This window comes from Sulfurovum sp. (assembly GCF_036568385.1).
Classification (GTDB): domain Bacteria; phylum Campylobacterota; class Campylobacteria; order Campylobacterales; family Sulfurovaceae; genus Sulfurovum.
Genome location: NZ_DATCSP010000013.1, coordinates 1 through 18,831 on the forward strand (window position 1 = coordinate 1; position 18,831 = coordinate 18,831).

At 44.6% G+C, this 18,831-nt stretch carries 24 protein-coding genes; 22 read left to right on the forward strand and 2 right to left on the reverse strand.

What is annotated here, in order from left to right; all coding sequences use genetic code 11:
* The 6 genes from VIM88_RS00940 to VIM88_RS00965 all read left to right on the forward strand — a co-directional run.
* Positions 1–1,008 (forward strand): SDR family oxidoreductase (locus tag VIM88_RS00940; protein WP_331861002.1); only part of this gene is annotated, 1,008 nt, incomplete at its 5' end.
* Between the two features lie 51 nt (positions 1,009–1,059).
* Entirely contained in the window at positions 1,060–1,317 is a 258-nt protein-coding gene (locus VIM88_RS00945; RefSeq protein WP_331861003.1) for a hypothetical protein, read from the forward strand.
* Positions 1,318–1,385: 68 nt separating this feature from the next.
* Entirely contained in the window at positions 1,386–2,867 is a 1,482-nt protein-coding gene (locus VIM88_RS00950) for an ABC1 kinase family protein (protein WP_331861025.1), read from the forward strand.
* A 3-nt stretch (positions 2,868–2,870) separates the two neighbouring features.
* Positions 2,871–3,407 (forward strand): lipocalin family protein, encoded by a 537-nt coding sequence (locus VIM88_RS00955; RefSeq protein ID WP_331861004.1) that lies wholly within the window; start codon positions 2,871–2,873, stop codon positions 3,405–3,407.
* Complete coding sequence (locus VIM88_RS00960) at positions 3,394–3,780, forward strand: CbiX/SirB N-terminal domain-containing protein (RefSeq protein ID WP_331861005.1); 387 nt, start codon at positions 3,394–3,396, stop codon at positions 3,778–3,780. Before VIM88_RS00955 ends, VIM88_RS00960 begins: the two co-directional genes overlap by 14 nt.
* Before the next feature lie 141 nt (positions 3,781–3,921).
* Entirely contained in the window at positions 3,922–4,404 is a 483-nt protein-coding gene (locus VIM88_RS00965) for a hypothetical protein (protein WP_331861006.1), read from the forward strand.
* A gap of 151 nt (positions 4,405–4,555) precedes the next feature.
* Here VIM88_RS00965 and VIM88_RS00970 read toward each other — a convergent pair whose 3' ends face one another.
* Positions 4,556–5,155 (reverse strand): hypothetical protein, encoded by a 600-nt coding sequence (locus VIM88_RS00970; RefSeq protein WP_331861007.1) that lies wholly within the window; start codon positions 5,153–5,155, stop codon positions 4,556–4,558.
* A gap of 212 nt (positions 5,156–5,367) precedes the next feature.
* Between VIM88_RS00970 and VIM88_RS00975 the strand changes: the two genes are divergently transcribed.
* From VIM88_RS00975 to VIM88_RS00995, 5 genes are all read left to right on the forward strand, one after another.
* Positions 5,368–5,760 carry a hypothetical protein gene (locus VIM88_RS00975; RefSeq protein WP_331861008.1) on the forward strand — a complete coding sequence of 131 codons (393 nt, stop codon included), beginning with the start codon at positions 5,368–5,370 and terminating at the stop codon, positions 5,758–5,760.
* Between the two features lie 278 nt (positions 5,761–6,038).
* Positions 6,039–6,581, forward strand: coding sequence for a flavin reductase family protein (locus VIM88_RS00980; protein ID WP_331861009.1), 543 nt, complete (start codon positions 6,039–6,041; stop codon positions 6,579–6,581).
* Positions 6,578–6,799, forward strand: coding sequence for a hypothetical protein (locus VIM88_RS00985; RefSeq protein WP_331861010.1), 222 nt, complete (start codon positions 6,578–6,580; stop codon positions 6,797–6,799). The genes VIM88_RS00980 and VIM88_RS00985 overlap by 4 nt, the downstream gene beginning before the upstream one ends.
* A gap of 73 nt (positions 6,800–6,872) precedes the next feature.
* Entirely contained in the window at positions 6,873–8,081 is a 1,209-nt protein-coding gene (trpB, locus tag VIM88_RS00990) for a tryptophan synthase subunit beta (protein ID WP_331861011.1), read from the forward strand.
* A 231-nt stretch (positions 8,082–8,312) separates the two neighbouring features.
* The gene (locus VIM88_RS00995) at positions 8,313–8,732 is read left to right on the forward strand and encodes an ankyrin repeat domain-containing protein (RefSeq protein WP_331861012.1); all 420 of its coding nucleotides are present in this window, start codon (positions 8,313–8,315) and stop codon (positions 8,730–8,732) included.
* On the opposite strand, the gene VIM88_RS01000 is transcribed toward VIM88_RS00995, so the two are convergent.
* Positions 8,706–9,176, reverse strand: coding sequence for an SRPBCC family protein (locus tag VIM88_RS01000; RefSeq protein ID WP_331861013.1), 471 nt, complete (start codon positions 9,174–9,176; stop codon positions 8,706–8,708). The genes VIM88_RS00995 and VIM88_RS01000 overlap by 27 nt on opposite strands.
* Positions 9,177–9,328: 152 nt before the next feature.
* On the opposite strand from VIM88_RS01000, the gene VIM88_RS01005 reads away from it, so the two are divergent.
* From VIM88_RS01005 to VIM88_RS01055, 11 genes are all read left to right on the forward strand, one after another.
* Positions 9,329–10,861 carry an FAD-dependent oxidoreductase gene (locus VIM88_RS01005; protein ID WP_331861014.1) on the forward strand — a complete coding sequence of 511 codons (1,533 nt, stop codon included), beginning with the start codon at positions 9,329–9,331 and terminating at the stop codon, positions 10,859–10,861.
* A complete protein-coding gene (locus tag VIM88_RS01010) occupies positions 10,812–11,579 on the forward strand; it encodes an SDR family NAD(P)-dependent oxidoreductase (RefSeq protein ID WP_331861015.1) in 768 nt (255 codons plus the stop codon). Before VIM88_RS01005 ends, VIM88_RS01010 begins: the two co-directional genes overlap by 50 nt.
* Before the next feature lie 10 nt (positions 11,580–11,589).
* Positions 11,590–12,012 (forward strand): nuclear transport factor 2 family protein, encoded by a 423-nt coding sequence (locus VIM88_RS01015; RefSeq protein ID WP_331861016.1) that lies wholly within the window; start codon positions 11,590–11,592, stop codon positions 12,010–12,012.
* 4 nt (positions 12,013–12,016) lie between these two features.
* Positions 12,017–12,316, forward strand: a complete 300-nt coding sequence (locus VIM88_RS01020; protein WP_331861017.1) for a hypothetical protein — start codon at positions 12,017–12,019, stop codon at positions 12,314–12,316.
* Positions 12,313–13,581, forward strand: coding sequence for an MFS transporter (locus tag VIM88_RS01025; RefSeq protein WP_331861018.1), 1,269 nt, complete (start codon positions 12,313–12,315; stop codon positions 13,579–13,581). The genes VIM88_RS01020 and VIM88_RS01025 overlap by 4 nt, the downstream gene beginning before the upstream one ends.
* Positions 13,568–14,026, forward strand: a complete 459-nt coding sequence (locus VIM88_RS01030; protein ID WP_331861019.1) for an isoprenylcysteine carboxylmethyltransferase family protein — start codon at positions 13,568–13,570, stop codon at positions 14,024–14,026. Before VIM88_RS01025 ends, VIM88_RS01030 begins: the two co-directional genes overlap by 14 nt.
* A 126-nt stretch (positions 14,027–14,152) precedes the next feature.
* The gene (locus tag VIM88_RS01035; protein WP_331861020.1) at positions 14,153–15,019 is read left to right on the forward strand and encodes a PDC sensor domain-containing protein; all 867 of its coding nucleotides are present in this window, start codon (positions 14,153–14,155) and stop codon (positions 15,017–15,019) included.
* Between the two features lie 187 nt (positions 15,020–15,206).
* Positions 15,207–15,725 carry a lipocalin family protein gene (locus VIM88_RS01040; RefSeq protein ID WP_331861021.1) on the forward strand — a complete coding sequence of 173 codons (519 nt, stop codon included), beginning with the start codon at positions 15,207–15,209 and terminating at the stop codon, positions 15,723–15,725.
* A complete protein-coding gene (locus VIM88_RS01045; protein ID WP_331861022.1) occupies positions 15,722–16,957 on the forward strand; it encodes an NAD(P)/FAD-dependent oxidoreductase in 1,236 nt (411 codons plus the stop codon). The genes VIM88_RS01040 and VIM88_RS01045 overlap by 4 nt, the downstream gene beginning before the upstream one ends.
* The gene (locus VIM88_RS01050) at positions 16,954–17,694 is read left to right on the forward strand and encodes a DUF1365 domain-containing protein (protein WP_331861023.1); all 741 of its coding nucleotides are present in this window, start codon (positions 16,954–16,956) and stop codon (positions 17,692–17,694) included. Before VIM88_RS01045 ends, VIM88_RS01050 begins: the two co-directional genes overlap by 4 nt.
* Positions 17,695–18,831, forward strand: a 1,137-nt coding sequence (locus VIM88_RS01055) for a cyclopropane-fatty-acyl-phospholipid synthase family protein (protein WP_331861024.1), incomplete at its 3' end; no start/stop codon positions are given. It lies immediately after the preceding gene.

The following is an 18,831-nucleotide window of genomic DNA, read 5'->3' on the forward strand; positions in this document are numbered from 1 at the left end:
GGTGTGATCATAGGTTCCGGGAGTGCAAGTTTTGAGATCATCAGGCATCTCACGGAAAAACTGCCCGTCATGGTGACACCCAAATGGGTCAAGACCCTGGCACAGCCGATCGGCGTGGATGACGTCATCGCTTATCTGAATGCCTCAAAAGACCTTAGTATCGATGGCAATATTGTGGTGGACATAGGCAGCGAGAAAATGACCTACAAAGAGATGATGCTTGGCTGTGCCCATGCACTGGGTCTTCGCCGCTGGATCATTCCGCTACCCGTACTGACCATCAAGCTCTCCTCCTACTGGCTGAACCTCTTCACTCCCGTACCCTATACGGTCGCGCGTTCGCTTATAGAGGGGCTCTCTTCTGAAGTCGTAGTACAAAATGACAATGCGAAGAAGTATTTTAGCCAGATCCACCCCATCAGATTCGAGGAGGCGGTCAAAAAAGCCATCAAAGAGATGGAGGAGAATCAGGTCTACAGCCGGTGGAGCGATGCAGGCGGCGTAGGCGACAGGTGGGAGCTGCAGCATAAGGACGACCCCTCATCAGCCGTTCTGATGGATCGTCAGGCGGTCAAGTTGGGCGGCATTCCCAAAGAGACCGTCTACCGCACCTTTTGTTCCATCGGGGGTAAAGAGGGATGGATGGGCTATGATTGGCTTTGGGAGATCAGAGGCTGGCTGGATAAAATGATCGGGGGCGCAGGGCTCAACAGAGGACGGAGAGACAGCCATCATCTCAGGATAGGGGAGAGTGTCGATTTCTGGAGGGTGGAAGATCTCAGCCCCGATGAAAGACTGCTGCTCTATGCACAGATGAAGGTCCCCGGAAAAGCCTGGCTGGAGTTCAAGATCAAAGGGGACGAACTGGTGCAGACAGCCTATTTCTATCCGCGCGGACTGTTGGGAAGGCTCTACTGGTATATCCTCACACCTGTGCATTATCTGGTCTTTCGAAACATGATAAGGTCCATACTGGAAAAAGCACAGAACGATGAACAGACAAAATAAAACTATGAATTGATTCAAAGAAAGAGTACAATAAAAAAAAAGGAGTCACTCATGATAAAAGAGATCTTATATACAGGGTTAGGCGGTGCGATACTTCTGAAAGAGCGCGTTGAAGAAGAGATCGAAAAGCTCCAGGAGAAAGGCAAGCTGAGCAAAGAAGATGCCGATGCGTTTATAGAAAAGCTCAAAACACGCGGTGAAGAGGAAGAAGAAAAGATCAAAACGCAGATCAAAGAGGCGCTCAAAGAGGTCATCGATGAGATGGGGCTTGCGACCAAAGCGGACATCGAGGCGCTAAAAGAGAAATAGTGCGAAGCTCTCAACTCTATTCACCACTCAGGATCTGGCGGGTCTTTACTGTTCTGCTTACGATCTATATGCTGGTGAGAAAACGCAGGAAGTTTTTGTTCTTCTCGCCTCTGGGTCCGGAGAAACTGCTGAACCGTATCACCAGCCTGGGAGCCAGCTTTATCAAGCTTGCACAGGTCCTTGCTACGCGCAATGATTTCTTTCCGCCGGAGTATCTCAGCAAGCTGAAGATGCTGCATGACGAGCTTCCTGCCATGGAAAGAGAAAAGATGCAAAGGGTATTTGACCGTGCATTCGAGAAAGATCCTTTTTACCGCTTTGACGCAGAGCCTATCGCTTCCGCCTCCATAGGCCAGGTGCATGAAGCGTGGCTGGACAAAGATACCAGGGTCGCTGTCAAACTCAGACGCGAAGGTATAGAAAAACAGGTAAAGGCCGACATACGCATCCTTTCGTTTTTCAATGCATTGTTCAGACCCCTGTTCTCGCATTATACCAAGCACTCGCTCGAAGCGGTCGTGAATGAATTTTCCTCCATGATACAAAAAGAGGTGAGCCTCAACCAGGAAAGAGAAAACCTTGTCAAGTTCTCAGAGACCTACGCAGATATGAACGTGGCTTTTCCTACGCCCTATGAGGCGCTTAGCTCTGATGATGCGCTGGTGATGAGTTTTGAAGAAGGGTTCCGTTTTGATGACAGGGAGGCAATGAAGAGGCATGGCATCGACATCGTCCCTGTCATAGAAACACTGGTGAAGTTCTACACGGAACAGATGCTTGTACGGGGATTTTTTCATGCCGATCCCCATCCGGGCAATCTGCTTGTCTCCAAGGAAGGCAGGCTGATACTGCTTGATTTCGGTATGGTCAAGCGTGTTCCCAACGATACGCGTGTAGCCATTATCGAACTTATCAAAGCGGCCAATGAGCAGGATTATGAACGGTATGTCAGTGCCAGTAAACGTCTGGGTACGGTAGCATACGATGCCCCCACTTCAGAACTGGCGGAGTTCACCCAGCGCATGTTTGATATCTTTAACAACGATGCCCTGGACAGTTCGAGTATGCAGGAACTGGCATTTCAGGTAATGGAGCAGACCAGAAGCCTTCCTTTTAAGCTCCCCCAGGAGGCCATTTATATACTCAGGGTCAGTGCGATCATCGAAGGCCTGGGAACGACCTATATTGAGAACTTTAACGGGATCAAAGATATATTGCCGATCCTGCAGAGTAATATTCCCCGGGCGTTGGGTGCGAAAGAGGGCATTCTGGAAACACTTATCGATGAGTTTAAAAATCTGCCTTTGGATGTGCGGGCATTCAGAAATACTCTGTACCGTATCAGTGAAGAGAACCTTTCAGTGGAACTTTCCAAACCGCAGCTGGATGTGCTGGAAAAATCGATCAAAGAGTCACTCAAACCGATACTTACAGGGGTGGTTCTAATGATAAGTTCCGTTTTTGTGTTACTCTACGATCAACAACTGCGTGATCTTGCACTGATACTTTTTGGTGCAGGTCTGTTACGATTAATATTTAGAAAAGGATAAAGAATGAAAAAACTGCTATTACCGCTTGCACTTGGATTGGTGTTGTTTTTGACAGGGTGTGAAGAAAAAAAACCGGAAAAAGTGACACCAGTGGAGAATTTCAAACTCAATGCATACCTTGGGACATGGTATGAGATAGCAAGACTGGAGCACAGGTTCGAAAAGGGTATGGAAGCGATATCGGCCACCTACAGTATGAGAGAAGACGGCGGGGTCAAGGTACTCAATAAAGGGTATAAGACCGAAGAGAAAGAGTGGAGCGAGGCGGAAGGCAAAGCCTACTTTGTACAAAGTCCTGACAAAGGCTTCTTGAAAGTGTCATTCTTCGGACCGTTCTACGGCTCATACATCGTGATGGATACCGATTATGAAACGTATACGATGATCAGCGGGCCGGACCTGAGTTACTTCTGGATACTCTCCAGAAAACCGACACTCGATCAGAAGGTACTGGACAGACTTCTGGCCCAGGCAAAAGAGGCAGGGTTTGATACCAGCAAGCTTATCTACCCGGACCAGAGTAAAAATGAAGCAAAATAACGCACTGATACTTGTCGCGCATGGAAGCCGAAAAGCCTCCTCCAACGAAGAGGTCAAGTCTCTGACAGAAGAACTGGAAGCTTTACTTGGAGAGAAGTACGATCTGGTGACGGCAGCATTTTTGGAGTTTACTGACCCCTCATTGGAAGAGGGGATGCTCTACTGTATAGAGAAGGGTGCCAGTGAGATCGTCATCTTGCCTTACTTCCTGGCCTCTGGTAACCATGTGACCCGAGACATTCCTGAAGTAGTTCAGAAGATACAGGCATCATACCCGCAAGTAAAGATGACACTCAAAGAACATATAGGGAGTGCATCGGGGATGGTGAGTCTTCTTAGCGATATGGCTGTCAGTTCGAACAAAAAACTCTAAAACTAAATCAATAAACTACAAATTTTAGAGGAAAAAAATATGAAAGAAAACCAATTCCGATATACTCTTACACTGAATATATAATTAAAGGGCACTTTGTTCCTTTTATTAAATCAACAAAAAATAGGGTGAGTTTTCATTATGAAAGAAAAACTACTTATATTATTTTTACTCAATATTATTACCTTAGTAGGTATATATTTGTTCTTTTTCTTTATCATAGTGATAAGTAATTCTTACGAAAATATGATTGCATACTTTTTGGCTCCTTTAGTAAGTATGGCATGGACAAGTCCAATTATTTTGTGGATATTATCCTTAGTTTTTTTCTATGATTATGCATATTGCACTAAAAAAACTTCACGAAGACTTTTAGGGGAGATTTTTGGAGTTTCTTTGGTAGCTTTTATAATATTATATATACAGTCTAGACTTTCAGATACTTATTTCACTTTAATTGAAGCAATAGTAATTGTTATATTTGTATTTGGCCTAACACAATATGCCAAGTATGTGATTATTAATAAATTTTGTTCAAAATTTAACTCAAATAAAAAAGAAGGTTTTGGGTTAGCTTTTATTTTTATTCCAATAATAACTTATTTTATATACAAGATTATCTAGAAGTATTTTAAAAAGCTAGAAGCAACGAAAACCTCATAATGTTATATATTTTATAAGGTTTTACAGGCTCCCCACTGTTTAAACTTCGATACATGAAATTAGATATATTTTGCAACAAGACACATGTGTGTAATCTCACGATATTGTGGAATTATTTATAGTTAAAGAAGAGGTAATCTACCCAGCCATTGTTGTACTCTCTATATCCTGCACCGTAGAATTTTCTGTATCCCTTCACGTAAGACTCAAAGCTTTCCTCAAGGGTGAGATTACAATCTATCTTCTCATTATATTTATAGTCATGAAACCACTGAGGGTGTTCATATCCGAGTCTTTCTGATTTTCTTTCGCTTTTAACAAATTTATCATTGGATGTATCACTGCTTATATTATTATCCCTGATATACTCCAGGTATACATTATGAGAAAATCTCCACCCATCAGCATCAGTGATATTGTGTTCTTTAAGATATCTCTCCACACATCTGTCTGTGATCTCATTTTTTACCTCTTTTGCAAAGTAATAATAGATATCGTTTGATTCAAAGTATTGTTTGTTTGCTTCCCTTAATGTAACGCGATACTTCTCAAAGGTTTTATCTTGGAATACAGGGTGTGACTGTATGCCTGGTCCAGGTTCTTTATATCCCGAAAGCTTATTCATAAAGAGGAAAAAGATAATAACGACGACAAGCACGCCGACAAGAACTAATGCAGCGAGGATTTTTCCAAGTGTAGCGAATACTTTCATAATTATTTTACCTAATATTTAACTACAAAAGTATATCAGAAATATATCATGATATTAGTAAAGTACTATATAGGTAGAAACCAAAACCTAATAATCTAACATAGAATATATGGTCAAGAAAACCTCATAAAGTTATATATTTTATAAGGTTTTGTAAGCAAGACATTTTTGATATACTCTTAATGCTAAAATAAATCTATGGTGAAAAAATAATGTTTAAAAATCTTTTAATAGGAAATATACTTAATATTATAAGTATATATATAGCTTTTATTATCGCACTTGTTGTATTTTATGATGACAATACTTTGTTTCTTTTTAAAAAAGCATTAATAAGTATGGTGTGGTTCAGTCCTATTGTATTAATTATGCTAGTAGTAATGTGGGGGTATGATTTTATTTATTGCCAACACAAAAATAAAAAGGATTTATTTATAGAAACAATTATAGTTCTTGTAATGGCACTAGTATTCTTCTTCTTTGAAGGAATTGAACAAGAATCCTCTGGAGATGGAGTGTATATAGCAATATTAACTATGTCCATAATATTTATACCGATTCAGTATATTAAATACTTAATATTTTTTTTCTGCGGTTCCAATTGATATAAATCCAAAACCTTATAATCTAACATATTTTATAAGGTTATCCGCTGTATAGCGACGTTTGCGAGGTATAAATCCTACCCCTTCACGAGAAAACCATATAAAACCATCCATATTGGAATATTTTATAAGGTTTTTTATTCTGTCTTTACTCTTTAAAATACGTTACATATTTTATTGGATTTTAGAGTTTTTATTGGAATAGACAATGTCAGGGCAGATACTTAACATGAATCAACATAAATCCCCTATGAAATACTTTTGTATCCGTATAAAATATGGGAAAAAATGAGGAACCAATGTTTAAAACCTATGATACTCTAGAACAAGCAACACATGCACAGCCAAGAGTCACGGCTTTGCTTGCCTGCCAAAACAACCTTATGCCGGCTTCATGGCATATGCCTGTCTCGAAGTCGCCTTTCCGCTATGCTGTGGCCGTACGCGAAGAGAACTACACGCATGCACTGCTGGAAGAACATGGCAGCTTCACGCTCAACTTCCTGCCGTTTGAGCATTATGAAACCGTCAATAGGATGGGGAAGATACATGGAGACAGCGAAGACAAACTGGCTATAAGCGGGTTGAAGTCAGAGGGGAAAGATGGTAATGGAAATGTACTGCTGAGTGCTTCAGACTTCATCTATGAGTGCGTGGTGTGTGACAGGTACAAAAACGGTGACCATGCGATATTCATAGCCGATGTCACCAAAATACATGTCAACGAAAAACAGAGTGCCAAGCCTATGCTCTTTTCCGGTCTCGGAAAGTATGGGACGGTGGGAGAAACAGTTTTAGCAACTAAAGGAGAAACAATATGACACTGGAAGAGATCGCGTTCGAATTGGAATTGGCAGGATTGAGAATGGAAGAGCAGCGAATGCTGTTATCCTCGGTTAAAAGAAGCGGTTTTGATGCAAAAGTGCTCGACAGAAAGCTGATCGCTATGGGATATGCACCGGTCTTCACCATTTATGATGATGACGTGGATGACAGTTATATCGAAAATATCAAAGAGCAGCAGCAGAAAAGCCAGTGACGCTTTTTAACCGACATAAACCCACTACAAAAACTTCTTTAAACACGATAATATATGGAATAAAGGAGTTTTCATGAAACCGTATATACCAAAAGCATTTAGTTTCGACCCGGACGAGAGAGGCCACTTTGGCAAGTTTGGAGGCAGGTACGTCCCAGAGACATTGATGCCCATACTCATCGAACTGGATGAGGTCTACAAGAAATACCGTTTTGACACAAGCTTCTGGAATGAGGTCAATGCGCTCTACAAAGACTATGTCGGGCGTCCATCCCCCCTCTACAAAGCACAGAAAATAAGTGATGAGATAGGTGCAGAAGTCTATCTCAAGCGTGAAGACCTGAACCATACCGGCGCACATAAGATCAACAATACTATCGCCCAGGGACTTTTGGCCAAACGCATGGGAAAAACGAAGATCATTGCAGAAACAGGAGCAGGCCAGCATGGTGTGGCCACGGCAACGGTGGCAGCCCTGATGGGGCTTGAGTGTGAGGTTTTCATGGGTGCCAAAGATGTAGAGCGCCAGCAGCTCAATGTCTTCCGTATGAAACTGCTCGGCGCCAAAGTTCACGCCGTGGATTCTGGAAGCAAAACCCTCAAAGATGCCATGAATGACGCCATAAGGCACTGGGTCACCCATGCCAGAGACACCTTCTATATCATCGGTACTGCGGCAGGGCCGCATCCTTATCCTTTGATGGTACGTGACTTTCAGGCTATCATCAGCTATGAAGCCAAAGCGCAGCTCATGGAACAGGCCAATACCCTGCCTGACTATGTCATCGCCTGTATCGGCGGCGGGTCGAATGCTTTGGGTATGTTTGCCCATTTTATAGAGGAAGAAAAAACAGAGTGCATCGGTATAGAAGCGGGAGGAAAAGGGCTGGCAAGCGGGCAGCACGGTGCTTCTTTGGCACTGGGCAGACCTGGCGTGCTCCATGGGCAGCTGAGCTATCTGCTGCAAACAGATGACGGGCAGATAGAAGAGGCGTACTCCATCTCTGCGGGGCTGGACTACCCGGGCATAGGTCCTGAGCATTCCTTTTTAATGGAGCAGGGCAAAGTGATCTATGACTCTGTCACCGATGAGGAGGCGATGGACGCCTTTGTATGGCTCAGCCGAAGCGAAGGCATCGTCCCTGCGTTTGAAAGCGCCCATGCGATCGCCTATCTTAAAAAAATGCCTCAGGAGAAGATCAAAGGCAAGACCATCATCATCAGCCTTTCGGGCAGAGGCGATAAAGATATGATACAGGCTATGGAGCTCTTGAAGCTATAGCCTTATCTGTATGACCTGACATGTAATCGTGAAAAGATACATAGATCAAGTAAGCTTATCTTCGTCATGTCCATACTTTCATACTATCCCTAAAACACTATAAGTACACAATATTCAGATCATAGACAAAATAGGGCATTCATTTAATCTTTAAATTGATATCAATTATTAATATTGTTATAAGCTTTAATGCTATATTATTTGATAATTAATATCATAAAGGATCACAAAATGACAGCACCAATGCCAAGAGAACATAGCAAAGAAATGAATCATGTGACAGATCTTCTACAAACTGTTCAACTCAATAATAACCTAAGTCTTATTTTTATGAATCACATAGATATACATCAAAAAGACAGGTTCGGAAATACGGCACTGTATTGGGCCATTTACCATCATAACATGCATAATGTAAAGACTTTACTCTATTATGGGTGTGCTCTTGATGTTACAAGCGATGCTAAAAAAGCACCTTTCTGTGCGGTTGATGCACATAACCTTGAAGCTCTTCGATATTTGGTAGATGAGGGAATGGATATTTTTATGGAATATCAGGGAGAAAGCCTGATCGAGTATGCTGAACGTTTAGGAAGTAATGAGATAAAAGAGTATTTTAAAAAGTTAAGTTTCATGAGATGCAGACGATAAGGCGATAGATCGCTTTGTCTGTGCATGGCGAAAGTCGAACATCTTCTTCATGTCACGCTTCACAAAATAGGCAGCAGGGATGCTCAGCGGCCAGAAGGGAAGTGAAAAAACGATCCTGTCCCGCAAGAGCGAATGTGTTTCGTCTATCGCTATGAAATGGTGTTCATGCCTGAAGCTTTTAAAGGGTGACTGTGTCGCTGCATCGACTATAAGAGAGGGATACTCTATTTTTTCAAATACCAGCTTCCAGACAAAGGAGAAGAACCCTTTTTTGATCTTCAGAATGGCTTCATTCCCTTCTTTCAGCGGTGTTTCCAGCTTTATGATCTCCACCTTCGTGTCATCAGGCGTGATCAGCGGAAGGTTTCTGGTGTCCGCATGAAAATCAAATAGGGTTTTCGTACTGCATGGCAGCTGTGATTCAAATATCAGTGTATGTTTCATAAGTGTAGTATGCCTTTCTATTTTCTCTTTTAGTATACCTCTTTTGTCCATTCATACCCATCAACCAACAAAAACTTCATACCAAAATATCAAAATAGAGTATAGAATGCAGGAAGTATAGATATATGAAACAATGTTCCAAGGAGAGATCGATGCATAAGAAAACCAAGGTAGCCATTATAGGCGGCGGTGTGGCAGGAGTGACGGCGGCCTTGCACTTGGCTCAGTCAGGTCTTGATATCACACTGTTCGAAAAAAGAGCCGGCCTGGTAGATGGACCGCCATGGTGCCATTTGCATGCCGGGGGAAACCTTTATCGGGAGATATCAGATGCACAGTGTGTCACCTTGCTTAAGCAGTCTGTTGATTTTGTGAAGTTCTATCCTTTTGTGGTCGATCACCGTCCTACCGTGATCGCAGTCCCTGTGGATGACCGCGGGATGGTGGAAGAGCTCCTGCCGCGTTTGGAACTGCTCAGGTCCGAGTATGAAAAGCTGATAGAATCTGACAGACGCAACAAGGTGTTAGGAGAAAGTGAACAGTACTATACGCTTTACAGCCGCGAAAAAATGGAAATGCTCAAAACGCTTCCCATCGTCGATAAGCCGAACACAACGGATGAGTGGATGATACCTGTGGCCAGACATATGGATCTAGACAAAGTGAAGTTCCCTCTGATAGTCGTTCAGGAGTATGGACTGAACATATTTCGTCTGGCAGCCGGATCCATGTCGGCACTGCAGAATTTCCCCAATGTGACCATCAGAACGCAAAGCAGTGTGCAGGATGTCCAAAAGGTAGATGCAAGCTGGAAGATAACATACAGGGATCAAAACGATCATGGCCATGAAGCGCAGTTTGACTACCTTGTCAATGCTGCAGGATTCAGGACAGGTCAGATCGATGATATGTTGGGTGTATCTTCTCCTCGAATGGTTGAATTCAAAGCATCGTATATCAGCAAGTGGGAGGAAAAAAAAGGCATACTGTTTCCGGAGATCATCTTTCACGGAGAGCGCGGAACGCCTCGAGGTATGGCACAGTTCACCCCTTACCCAGGAGGGTATTTTCAGCTGCACGGGATGACGCATGATATCACACTGTATGAGGACGGTCTCTCCAAAAGTACGGGGAGCCGTTCTCAGCCCGAGCTAGAAAAAAAGTTCATAGAAAAGATAGAGAAGGGGTGGAGCAGGGAGGAGATCACGGAACGTACCTATAATGCCATCGCACATGTGGAACAGTTTATGCCTGCATTTGCGAATGCCACCGTTGGCTCCAGGCCCCTGTTCGGTGCGCAGCAGATCCCGGGCAGGGATGCTTCTTTGCGTGTGGCAGAGGTTTCGTTCCCTCTACCTGCCTATGCCAGATGCGAAATCGTCAAAGTCTCTTCCAGCATCGATATGGCCAAGGCCATTGCTGCCGACCTGGCGGCACTGGGTTACCTTGATGCGAAGACTTTGACATGTCAGGAGTGGATACACAGAACGCCCATCGATGAAGAGGCACTGAGAACAGATGCCGAAAGGATCGCCACAGAAAGAGGGTACCCTGCCTGTATGGCGAACAGAAATGTCGGGGAACCTTCTCATTTAGAGGAACCTTTTTCCATCAAAAAAACAGAAAGGATCGAAAATGTCACAACGTATATGGATAGTAGGTGCGAGCAGCGGTATAGGGCTTGAGCTGGTAAAGATCTGGCTTTCAGAAGGAAACTCAGTGGTGGTAAGTGCCAGAAATGCCAGCAACACCAAAGAGCTTCTGGTACTCAAGCACATGTATGAGGCACAGCTGCAGATCGTAGATATGGATGTGACCTCTATAGAGTCGGTTTCAAAAGCTGTGCCTCAGGCGTGGAAACGTTTTAAGGGGCTTGACATCTGGTTCTACAATGCTGCCGTGTACGAGGTCATGTCTGTCAAAGAGTGGAACGTGGCACATTTTGAGGCTATGATGCAGGTCAACTATATGGGAGCGGTCAGGGTGATGAATGCGCTGATACCGTACTTTGAAGCACAACACAGCGGAAGGTGGATATGGAATGCCAGCCTCTCAAGCTATTTCGGTCTTCCTCTGGGCGGCGGATACAGCGCACCCAAAGCAGCCCTTGCAAATCTGGCAGAGGCGCTACAGCCCGAACTGAGAACAAAAGGGATCCAGCTGCAGATCATCAATCACGGCTTTGTCAAAACAAGGCTGACAGAAAAAAACAGTTTTGAAATGCCGGAACTGATGACGCCTGAAGAAGCAGCGGAACATATCGTGAAACGGATGAACGGTTCTGATCGTTTCGAGATGCATTTTCCCTTTAAGCTCTCGACATTTCTGCAGGCATTACGTCTGTTTCCCTACCGGTTCTCTTTGGCAGTGACGAAAAAGATGCTGCCAAAAGAGAACAGATGAGGATGATGCTATGAACAAAGCAACACTGGTACGTTTTTTTGAAACCCTGGACAAGGACGTTCCCGTCGAAGCATTCGGCACTATCTATGATGATGCCGTTGTCTTCAAGGATCCCTTCAATGAAGTGAAGGGTATCAGAGCGGTTCATACTATATTTGAACATATGTATCAGACGCTCGATCATCCCAGGTTTGTCATCAAAGAGTATGTAGGCGATCAGGACACAGCCTATGTCAGATGGGACTTCATCTTTCATTTCAAAGGTGATAAGAATGAAAACAGATTTGAAGGGGTAAGCCGGCTACAGATGAATGCGGAGGGGAAGATCATTTCTCATATCGACTTTTGGGATGCAGCAGAGCATATCTATGAGAAGATGCCTATGCTGGGATCGCTCCTTCGCTTTGTGAAACGTAAGATCGCAAGGAACTAAGTTCATGCAAAGATCAAAAACCTTTGGAGTATGTGCCACCTGTCATCGACATGTAGCATTGACCAAACACCATCTTATCCCAAAGAAAAGAGATAAAAAGAGACACAAAAAAGTGAAGAACATCTCCTATGAATTACGTGATGAGGTCATCTATATCTGTCGCAGCTGCCATGATGGCATACACGATCTCTATGATGAGCGTACCCTTGAAAAAGAGTACAATACACTTGAAAAGCTTTGTGCCGACACGGTACTGAACAAACATTTTAAATGGGTATCCAAATGCAAAAAAGGCATACTGTGAAACAAGAAAAACTTACCTATTTCAGACTGCTCTCCTATGCCTCAACAGCGATACCGCTTGCGATGCTCGGTCTGCCGCTCTATATCTATCTGCCGACCTTCTATTCTCAGAGTGTAGGGATGAGCGTGACGCTGGTGGGACTCATTCTTTTTTTCGCACGCTTGACCGATGTCATTACCGATCCATTGGTAGGCATTTACAGCGACCGCCTTCAAAGCAGATACGGGAAGAGAAAGCCTTTTATAGTTTCAGGTTCATTGATCATTGCCGTAAGTTTCTATGCGCTGATACATCCGACCGAAACTATGACAGAACTGTGGCTTTTGGGCTTTTCCGTACTGGTTTACCTTGGCTGGAGCATTGTCTCCATACCCTATCTTGCCTGGAGTGCTGAGATCACCACTGATTACCATGAAAAGACCCGCTTGAGTGCGGCGAGAGAACTGTTTACCATCATCGGTGTGGTAGCTGCACTTCTGATACCATACCTTTATGATGTTTCAGGATCTGCAGATAAAAGCCTTCTGGTCCTCTATGGCGCATTTTTGGTTGCATTGTTCCTGATGGTCCCTGTCACGCTGTGGGGTATCAAAGAGCGTTCTGTCAAGGCTGCAAAGCATTTTACATTCGCCCAGATCAGATCATTGTGGGAAAAAGTACCTTCGCTTGGACGGCTTCAGTCGGCGTTTCTGCTGAATTCCCTTGCCAATGCACTGCCTGCCACGCTCTTTTTGTTCTTTGTACAGCTTGTTCTTGAAGAAGCATCCCAAACAGGCCCGCTTCTGTTGCTCTATTTCGCTTCAGGCATAGTGGGACTGCCTTTCTGGACCCTTCTGGCCAAAAAGATAGGCAAACGAAAGAGCTGGTCGGCTTCCATGCTGCTTGCATCGGTGGCTTTTGGTTTTGTTCCTTTTCTTGGCAGCGGCGACCTTGTACTTTTCGGCCTTATCAGTTTCGTCTCCGGTCTCTCTCTGGGAGCCGATATGGCCCTGCCGTCCTCCATTCAGGCCGACGTGGTACAGAAGATACAGAATGTCCATACCTCCTATGCCGGGGTACTGTTTGGTATCTGGGCGATGTTGACCAAGTTTGCATTGGCACTTTCCGTGGGGATCGGTTTTGTGGTATTGGGTGCGGTGGGGTTTGACCCGAAAGCTCCCACGCCTATGGCGCTGAGTACGCTTTCCATCCTCTATGGCGGTTTTCCGGTACTTTTCAAAATGATGGCATTTTGGATTATGAGGGGATACCGTGAAATATCGTAGTCTCAGCCCCTCGGTCTTATTTCTGATCACCCTTCTCATAGGGGTGTTTCTTTCCTGGGTACAACCTTGGCAATTGAGCCTCTATCTGGAGAATAGAGTGATACAAATGATAGGTTTGTTCCTGCTTGTCATCAGTCTCATACTCAATACACTTGCCTATAGGGAATTTAAGAAATCCGGTACACCCCATGCCCCCTTTATGAGACCCAAAGTACTTATTAAGAACGGCGTCTTTGCCGTGAGCAGAAACCCTGTCTATTTGGCACTGGTACTTTCTGAGTGCGGTCTCGCGTTTGTTTTTGACAGCCTATGGCTGCTTGTGACCGCCCTCCTGTTATGGATCGTGCTTGACCGTGTCATCGTTCGGGCTGAAGAGAAAATACTGCATCACACTTTTAAGCAGGAGCATGAAGCGTATAGGAAAAGGACGCGCAGGTGGATGTGATCGCAGAGCGTGAAATACTTTAAGAATAAAAGTGATAAATTAAAAGATGATACATATTATCCAGGCTTTACGTGATGAGCGTGTTTCATCATTCTAGGAAAATTCCAGGAAAGCGAGAAGAGACCCATGAAAGTAGTCATCAATCTATACAAGAGACATATGGCAACGGTAGATAATTATATCACTACAGCGATCAAGAATGCACCCAAAGAGTATATAGAGCATGCGGATCAGATACTGAAGAAATATACCTTCTTTCAGCTGCTCTACAGCGTGGATGAGGAGTACCGTCAGATCAGTCCTGTGGTCTTCCGAAAACATAGAGAGGATCTTAATGTAGGGAGTGATAAAAGCCACTATTTTACGAAACTGGAACTGGATGAAGATGGCTTTTATATCTCCAATCCCTATATTCATTACCGTACAGGAAGGGCGAGTATCACTGTTGTAAGAAAGATCGAGGGTATCTATTATGTCTTTGACTGTGACCTTATTTCGGTGCTTGAAGAGCTGCGGCTGATACAGTTCAACAGTGTACATCACAGGTTCAAGCAGGCGGTCTATATGTTCGGGTCGGGACTTCTGGTCGCGATATCACTGGCACTCCTTTTCTATAGCGGATACAAATTCGTCATGACCTTTTGGGATGGGGATGCAAACTTTTTACATGATGTCTTTAAAGCGATCATTGCCGCGACCCTTGGGATCGCGATCTTTGACCTTGCCAAGCAGATCATAGAACATGAGGTTATTTTTCACACATTTACCCATGACGATACCAGAGAATACAAGGTACTGGGCAAGTTTCTGGTCTCCATTATCATTGCATTGTTGATCGAGACCTTGATGGTGGTCTTCAAGATCGCATTGGATGACTATAAAGATATGCAGGCGGCATTTTTCCTCCTGATCGGTACTACTGCGATGTTCGTGGGCTTAGCCTATTTTTACAAAACGATCATAGGAAGATGCAGCACGAAAGCGGAAGAGTAAATACTGAAGCAAAAGTGCTTCACGCTTTGACCCTTCCTCTGTACTTCCTGTCAGCCGAAAGAGCAGCATCGGCCCAGGAACCGTCTACTTCCAGGCGGTGATCTTATCAACTGACAAAATACCCATACAAAACGATTGAAAAAAAGCATAAACTTTACTTAACGATAAAACTCCAAAGGAGCTAGAGGTGAGATACTTTTATGTATGGCTTTTGTTTTCAGCCTTTCTATTCTCCAATGCACCGCTTCCTGTTCCTCACGTAGATGTCAAAAAGTTCAGCGGTCTGTGGTATGAAGTGGCCAGAACCTATAATGACTATGAAAAGGACTGTGTGGCGGCCACCGTTGAGTATGCCCTGCAGGAAGACAATACCTACAGAATACATAACCGCTGTTTCGAACATGTCATCGGCGGTGATCTCATAGAGTACAAAGGCACGGCAAAACCGGCCCATGGCGATTCCATGTCAAAGATAGACATGACCTATTTCTATATCTTCACCTCCCAATATCGTGTGATCCATCTTGAGGAGGACTATTCTGCTGCCGTGGTGGCGGATGAGGAGATGGAACAGGTCTGGGTGATGAGCAGAAATCCCGAACTCCCTGAAGAAAAATTGAACCAGATCCTTTCCAAACTGGAAAAGAACATGGACCTTCAAAGACTGATCTTCACACCACAAGATAAAAAAGGACGTTACAAATGAAAATAGCAGTACTCGGAGCAGGTATCAGCGGTTTGGGATCTGCCTATCTTTTAAGCCATAAACACGAAGTGGACCTGTATGAAAAAGAGGGTCGTCTGGGCGGACATGCACGCACGACCATGGTGGAAGAAGAGGGCAGAGAGTTCGGTGTCGATACGGGATTTCTGGTTTTTAACCATGAAACCTATCCGCTTCTGACCAAACTTTTTTCGAAACTGGATGTCAAGATAGAAAAGAGCGACATGAGTTTCGGTTTTTGGGATGAAGAAACGAATAATGCCTACAACGGCCAGTCTCTAGGCGGTCTTTTCTTCCAGAAAAAGAACCTTTTTTCTTTGTCCCACTACAGGATGATAGCCGATATCATGCGGTTCAATAAAACCGCCAATAGAGATATCGACGAGAACAGTTCCGCACTGGATGTCACCCTGGGGGAATATCTTGCATCTTATTCCAACGTATTTAAAGAGCGCTATCTGATACCTATGGGCGCCGCCATCTGGTCGACACCGAGTGAGAAAATGCATGATTTTCCCGCAAGGACCTTTGTGCAGTTCTTCAAAAACCATGGACTGCTCGGTGTTACGACACAGCATCAGTGGCTCACTGTAAGCGGAGGTTCCAAAAACTACGTCGAGAAGATCAAAGCACATATCTCGGGGAAGATCGTACTCAACAGTGATGTGGTAGGCATCAGGCGCCACAGTGATTATGTGATCTTGATACATAAGGACGGGAGTGAGAGCCACTATGACAATGTGGTCATGGCGATGCATGCACCTGAGGCCCTGGAGATGCTCCAGGATGCCTCAGCAGAAGAAAAAGAGATACTCTCTGCCTTTCCTTACAAGCAAAACGATGCACTGCTGCACAATGACAGCAAAGCGCTCTATCCGGACAAAAAGATCTACGCGGCATGGAATTACAAAACAGGCGGTAAGGAAAATGCAGTGACGCTCTCTTACTGGATCAACAGATTGCAGAACCTTGACAGCACGAAGGAGTATTTCGTCTCTTTGAATGAAACGTCGGAGCTGGAAGAGGTGATAGAGAAGATCTCTTATGAACATCCGCAGTTTGACAGCAGGGCGATCAAGATGCAGCAAAGGCGTGAAGAGATCAGCGGCCATAACCACACCTACTATGCGGGTGCCTACTGGCGTTACGGATTTCACGAAGACGGACTCTGGAGCGCCAATATGATTGCCAAGAGCTTTGGATGTGCGCTATGAGCCACCATTTTTTTGAAGGAACGGTCTATCATAAACGCTATACGCCGAAGGTGCATGAGTTCACCTACCCCTTCTATCTGCTGGATATAGATCTTGGTTCATTGAGCACACTGAAAAACAGGCTTTTCTCATTGGAAGGGTTTAACCTTTTTTCTTTCAGGGGCAAAGACCATTTCGGACAAAGCAAAGAGTTCATGGAGAATGTAGAAACGCTGCTGCAAAAGTTTGGCCTCAGGCCATCTGAGAATATGCATTTCGTGACCCTGCCGAGGATCGCCAATTTTGTCTTCAATCCTATCAGTATTCTGATACTTTTTGATGAGAACACCCCCACGCATTTGTTTGCAGAAGTGCATAACTACAATGGCGGCAGGGTGGTCTATCCTGTCAGACTGGAGACAAAGGATGGCAAAAGCTATCAGGGGGAAGCGGCAAAGGATATGTATGTCTCCCCTTTTCTTGGAACCAGTGGAGCGTACCGTTTTACCTTTCGCTATGAAGAGGGAAATATGTCCCTCAAAGTGGACCTTTATGAAGAAGGGAAGAAGAAATTAACGGCTGCTTTCCGCGGCAAGGCAAGGCCTTTTAAGAGCATGACGGTTGCAAAGCTTTTTGCACGGCACTCTTTTTTAACATTTTGGGTGGTCACAAGAACATTGTGGCAGACATTCAGATTATGGCGAAAAGGGCTGACCTGGTATTCGCCAAGCGCATCAGATCAAATTAGGAGGTATTAAATGAAAGGATTTTGGAACAAATTCGGCGACAGGTTTTTAAGCCGCATAGAGCAGGGGACACTCAATGTTGTCTACAGTGACGGGAGCCGAAGAACCTACGGGAACGGTGAATCCCCGAGCACAAACTTGCTGATACATGACAGCCGTTTCTTTAGACGCCTTGCACTCTACGGCGACATAGGGTTTGCGGAGAGCTATATGGACGGTGATTTTGAGAGTACGGACCTGACGAACCTGATCAGCATCGCACTGCTGAACTCAAAAGCGCTTGCAGCAAAAAGCGAAGATAAAAGCGGCAACCGTTTTGTCAATCTGCTGCCTCAGCTCAACAAGATAAAACACTGGATGCGCAAGAACTCCAAGACCCGGTCGCAAAAGAACATCTCGCAGCATTATGACCTCTCGAATGACTTTTTTCAACTGATGCTGGATGAGACGATGATGTATTCCAGCGCGGTCTTTGAGCATCCCGATGAGTCCCTTTATACGGCACAGCAGAGAAAGATCAGGCTGCTTGCAGACAAACTCTGCCTCAAGCCGGGAGCCAAAGTACTTGAGATAGGTTCTGGTTGGGGCGCCATGGCCATACACCTTGCCAAAGAGAAGCAGTGCGAGGTGACGACGGTGACGCTCAGCAAAGAGCAGAAAGCACTCTGCGAGCAGCGTTTTCAAAAAGAAGAGGTAGCGGAACAGGTAGAGATCCTGCTCAAAGACTACAGGGACCTTGACGGAACCTTTGATGCCATCATCGCAGTAGAAATGTTCGAGGCGGTAGGGAAGGAGTATTTTGATGTCTTCTTCAAAAAATGCGAGTCGCTTCTAAAGCCTTCGGGTATTCTGGTGATGCAGATCATCACGATGCCGGACCAGCGCTATGCTGCATACAGCAAAGATACCGACTTTATCCAAAAGTACATTTTCCCGGGCGGGCATTTGCCGAGTGTGGGTAAAATACTTGAAACTACGACAACCCATACGCGTCTGAACCTGCTGCATATGGAGGAGTTCACAGAAGACTATGCCAAAACCCTCAGACTCTGGCATGATGCGTTCAAAGCCAAACTCCACAAGGTCAAAGAGCTGGGATTCGACGAATACTTCATACGCATGTGGAAAATGTATCTTTGCTACTGTGAA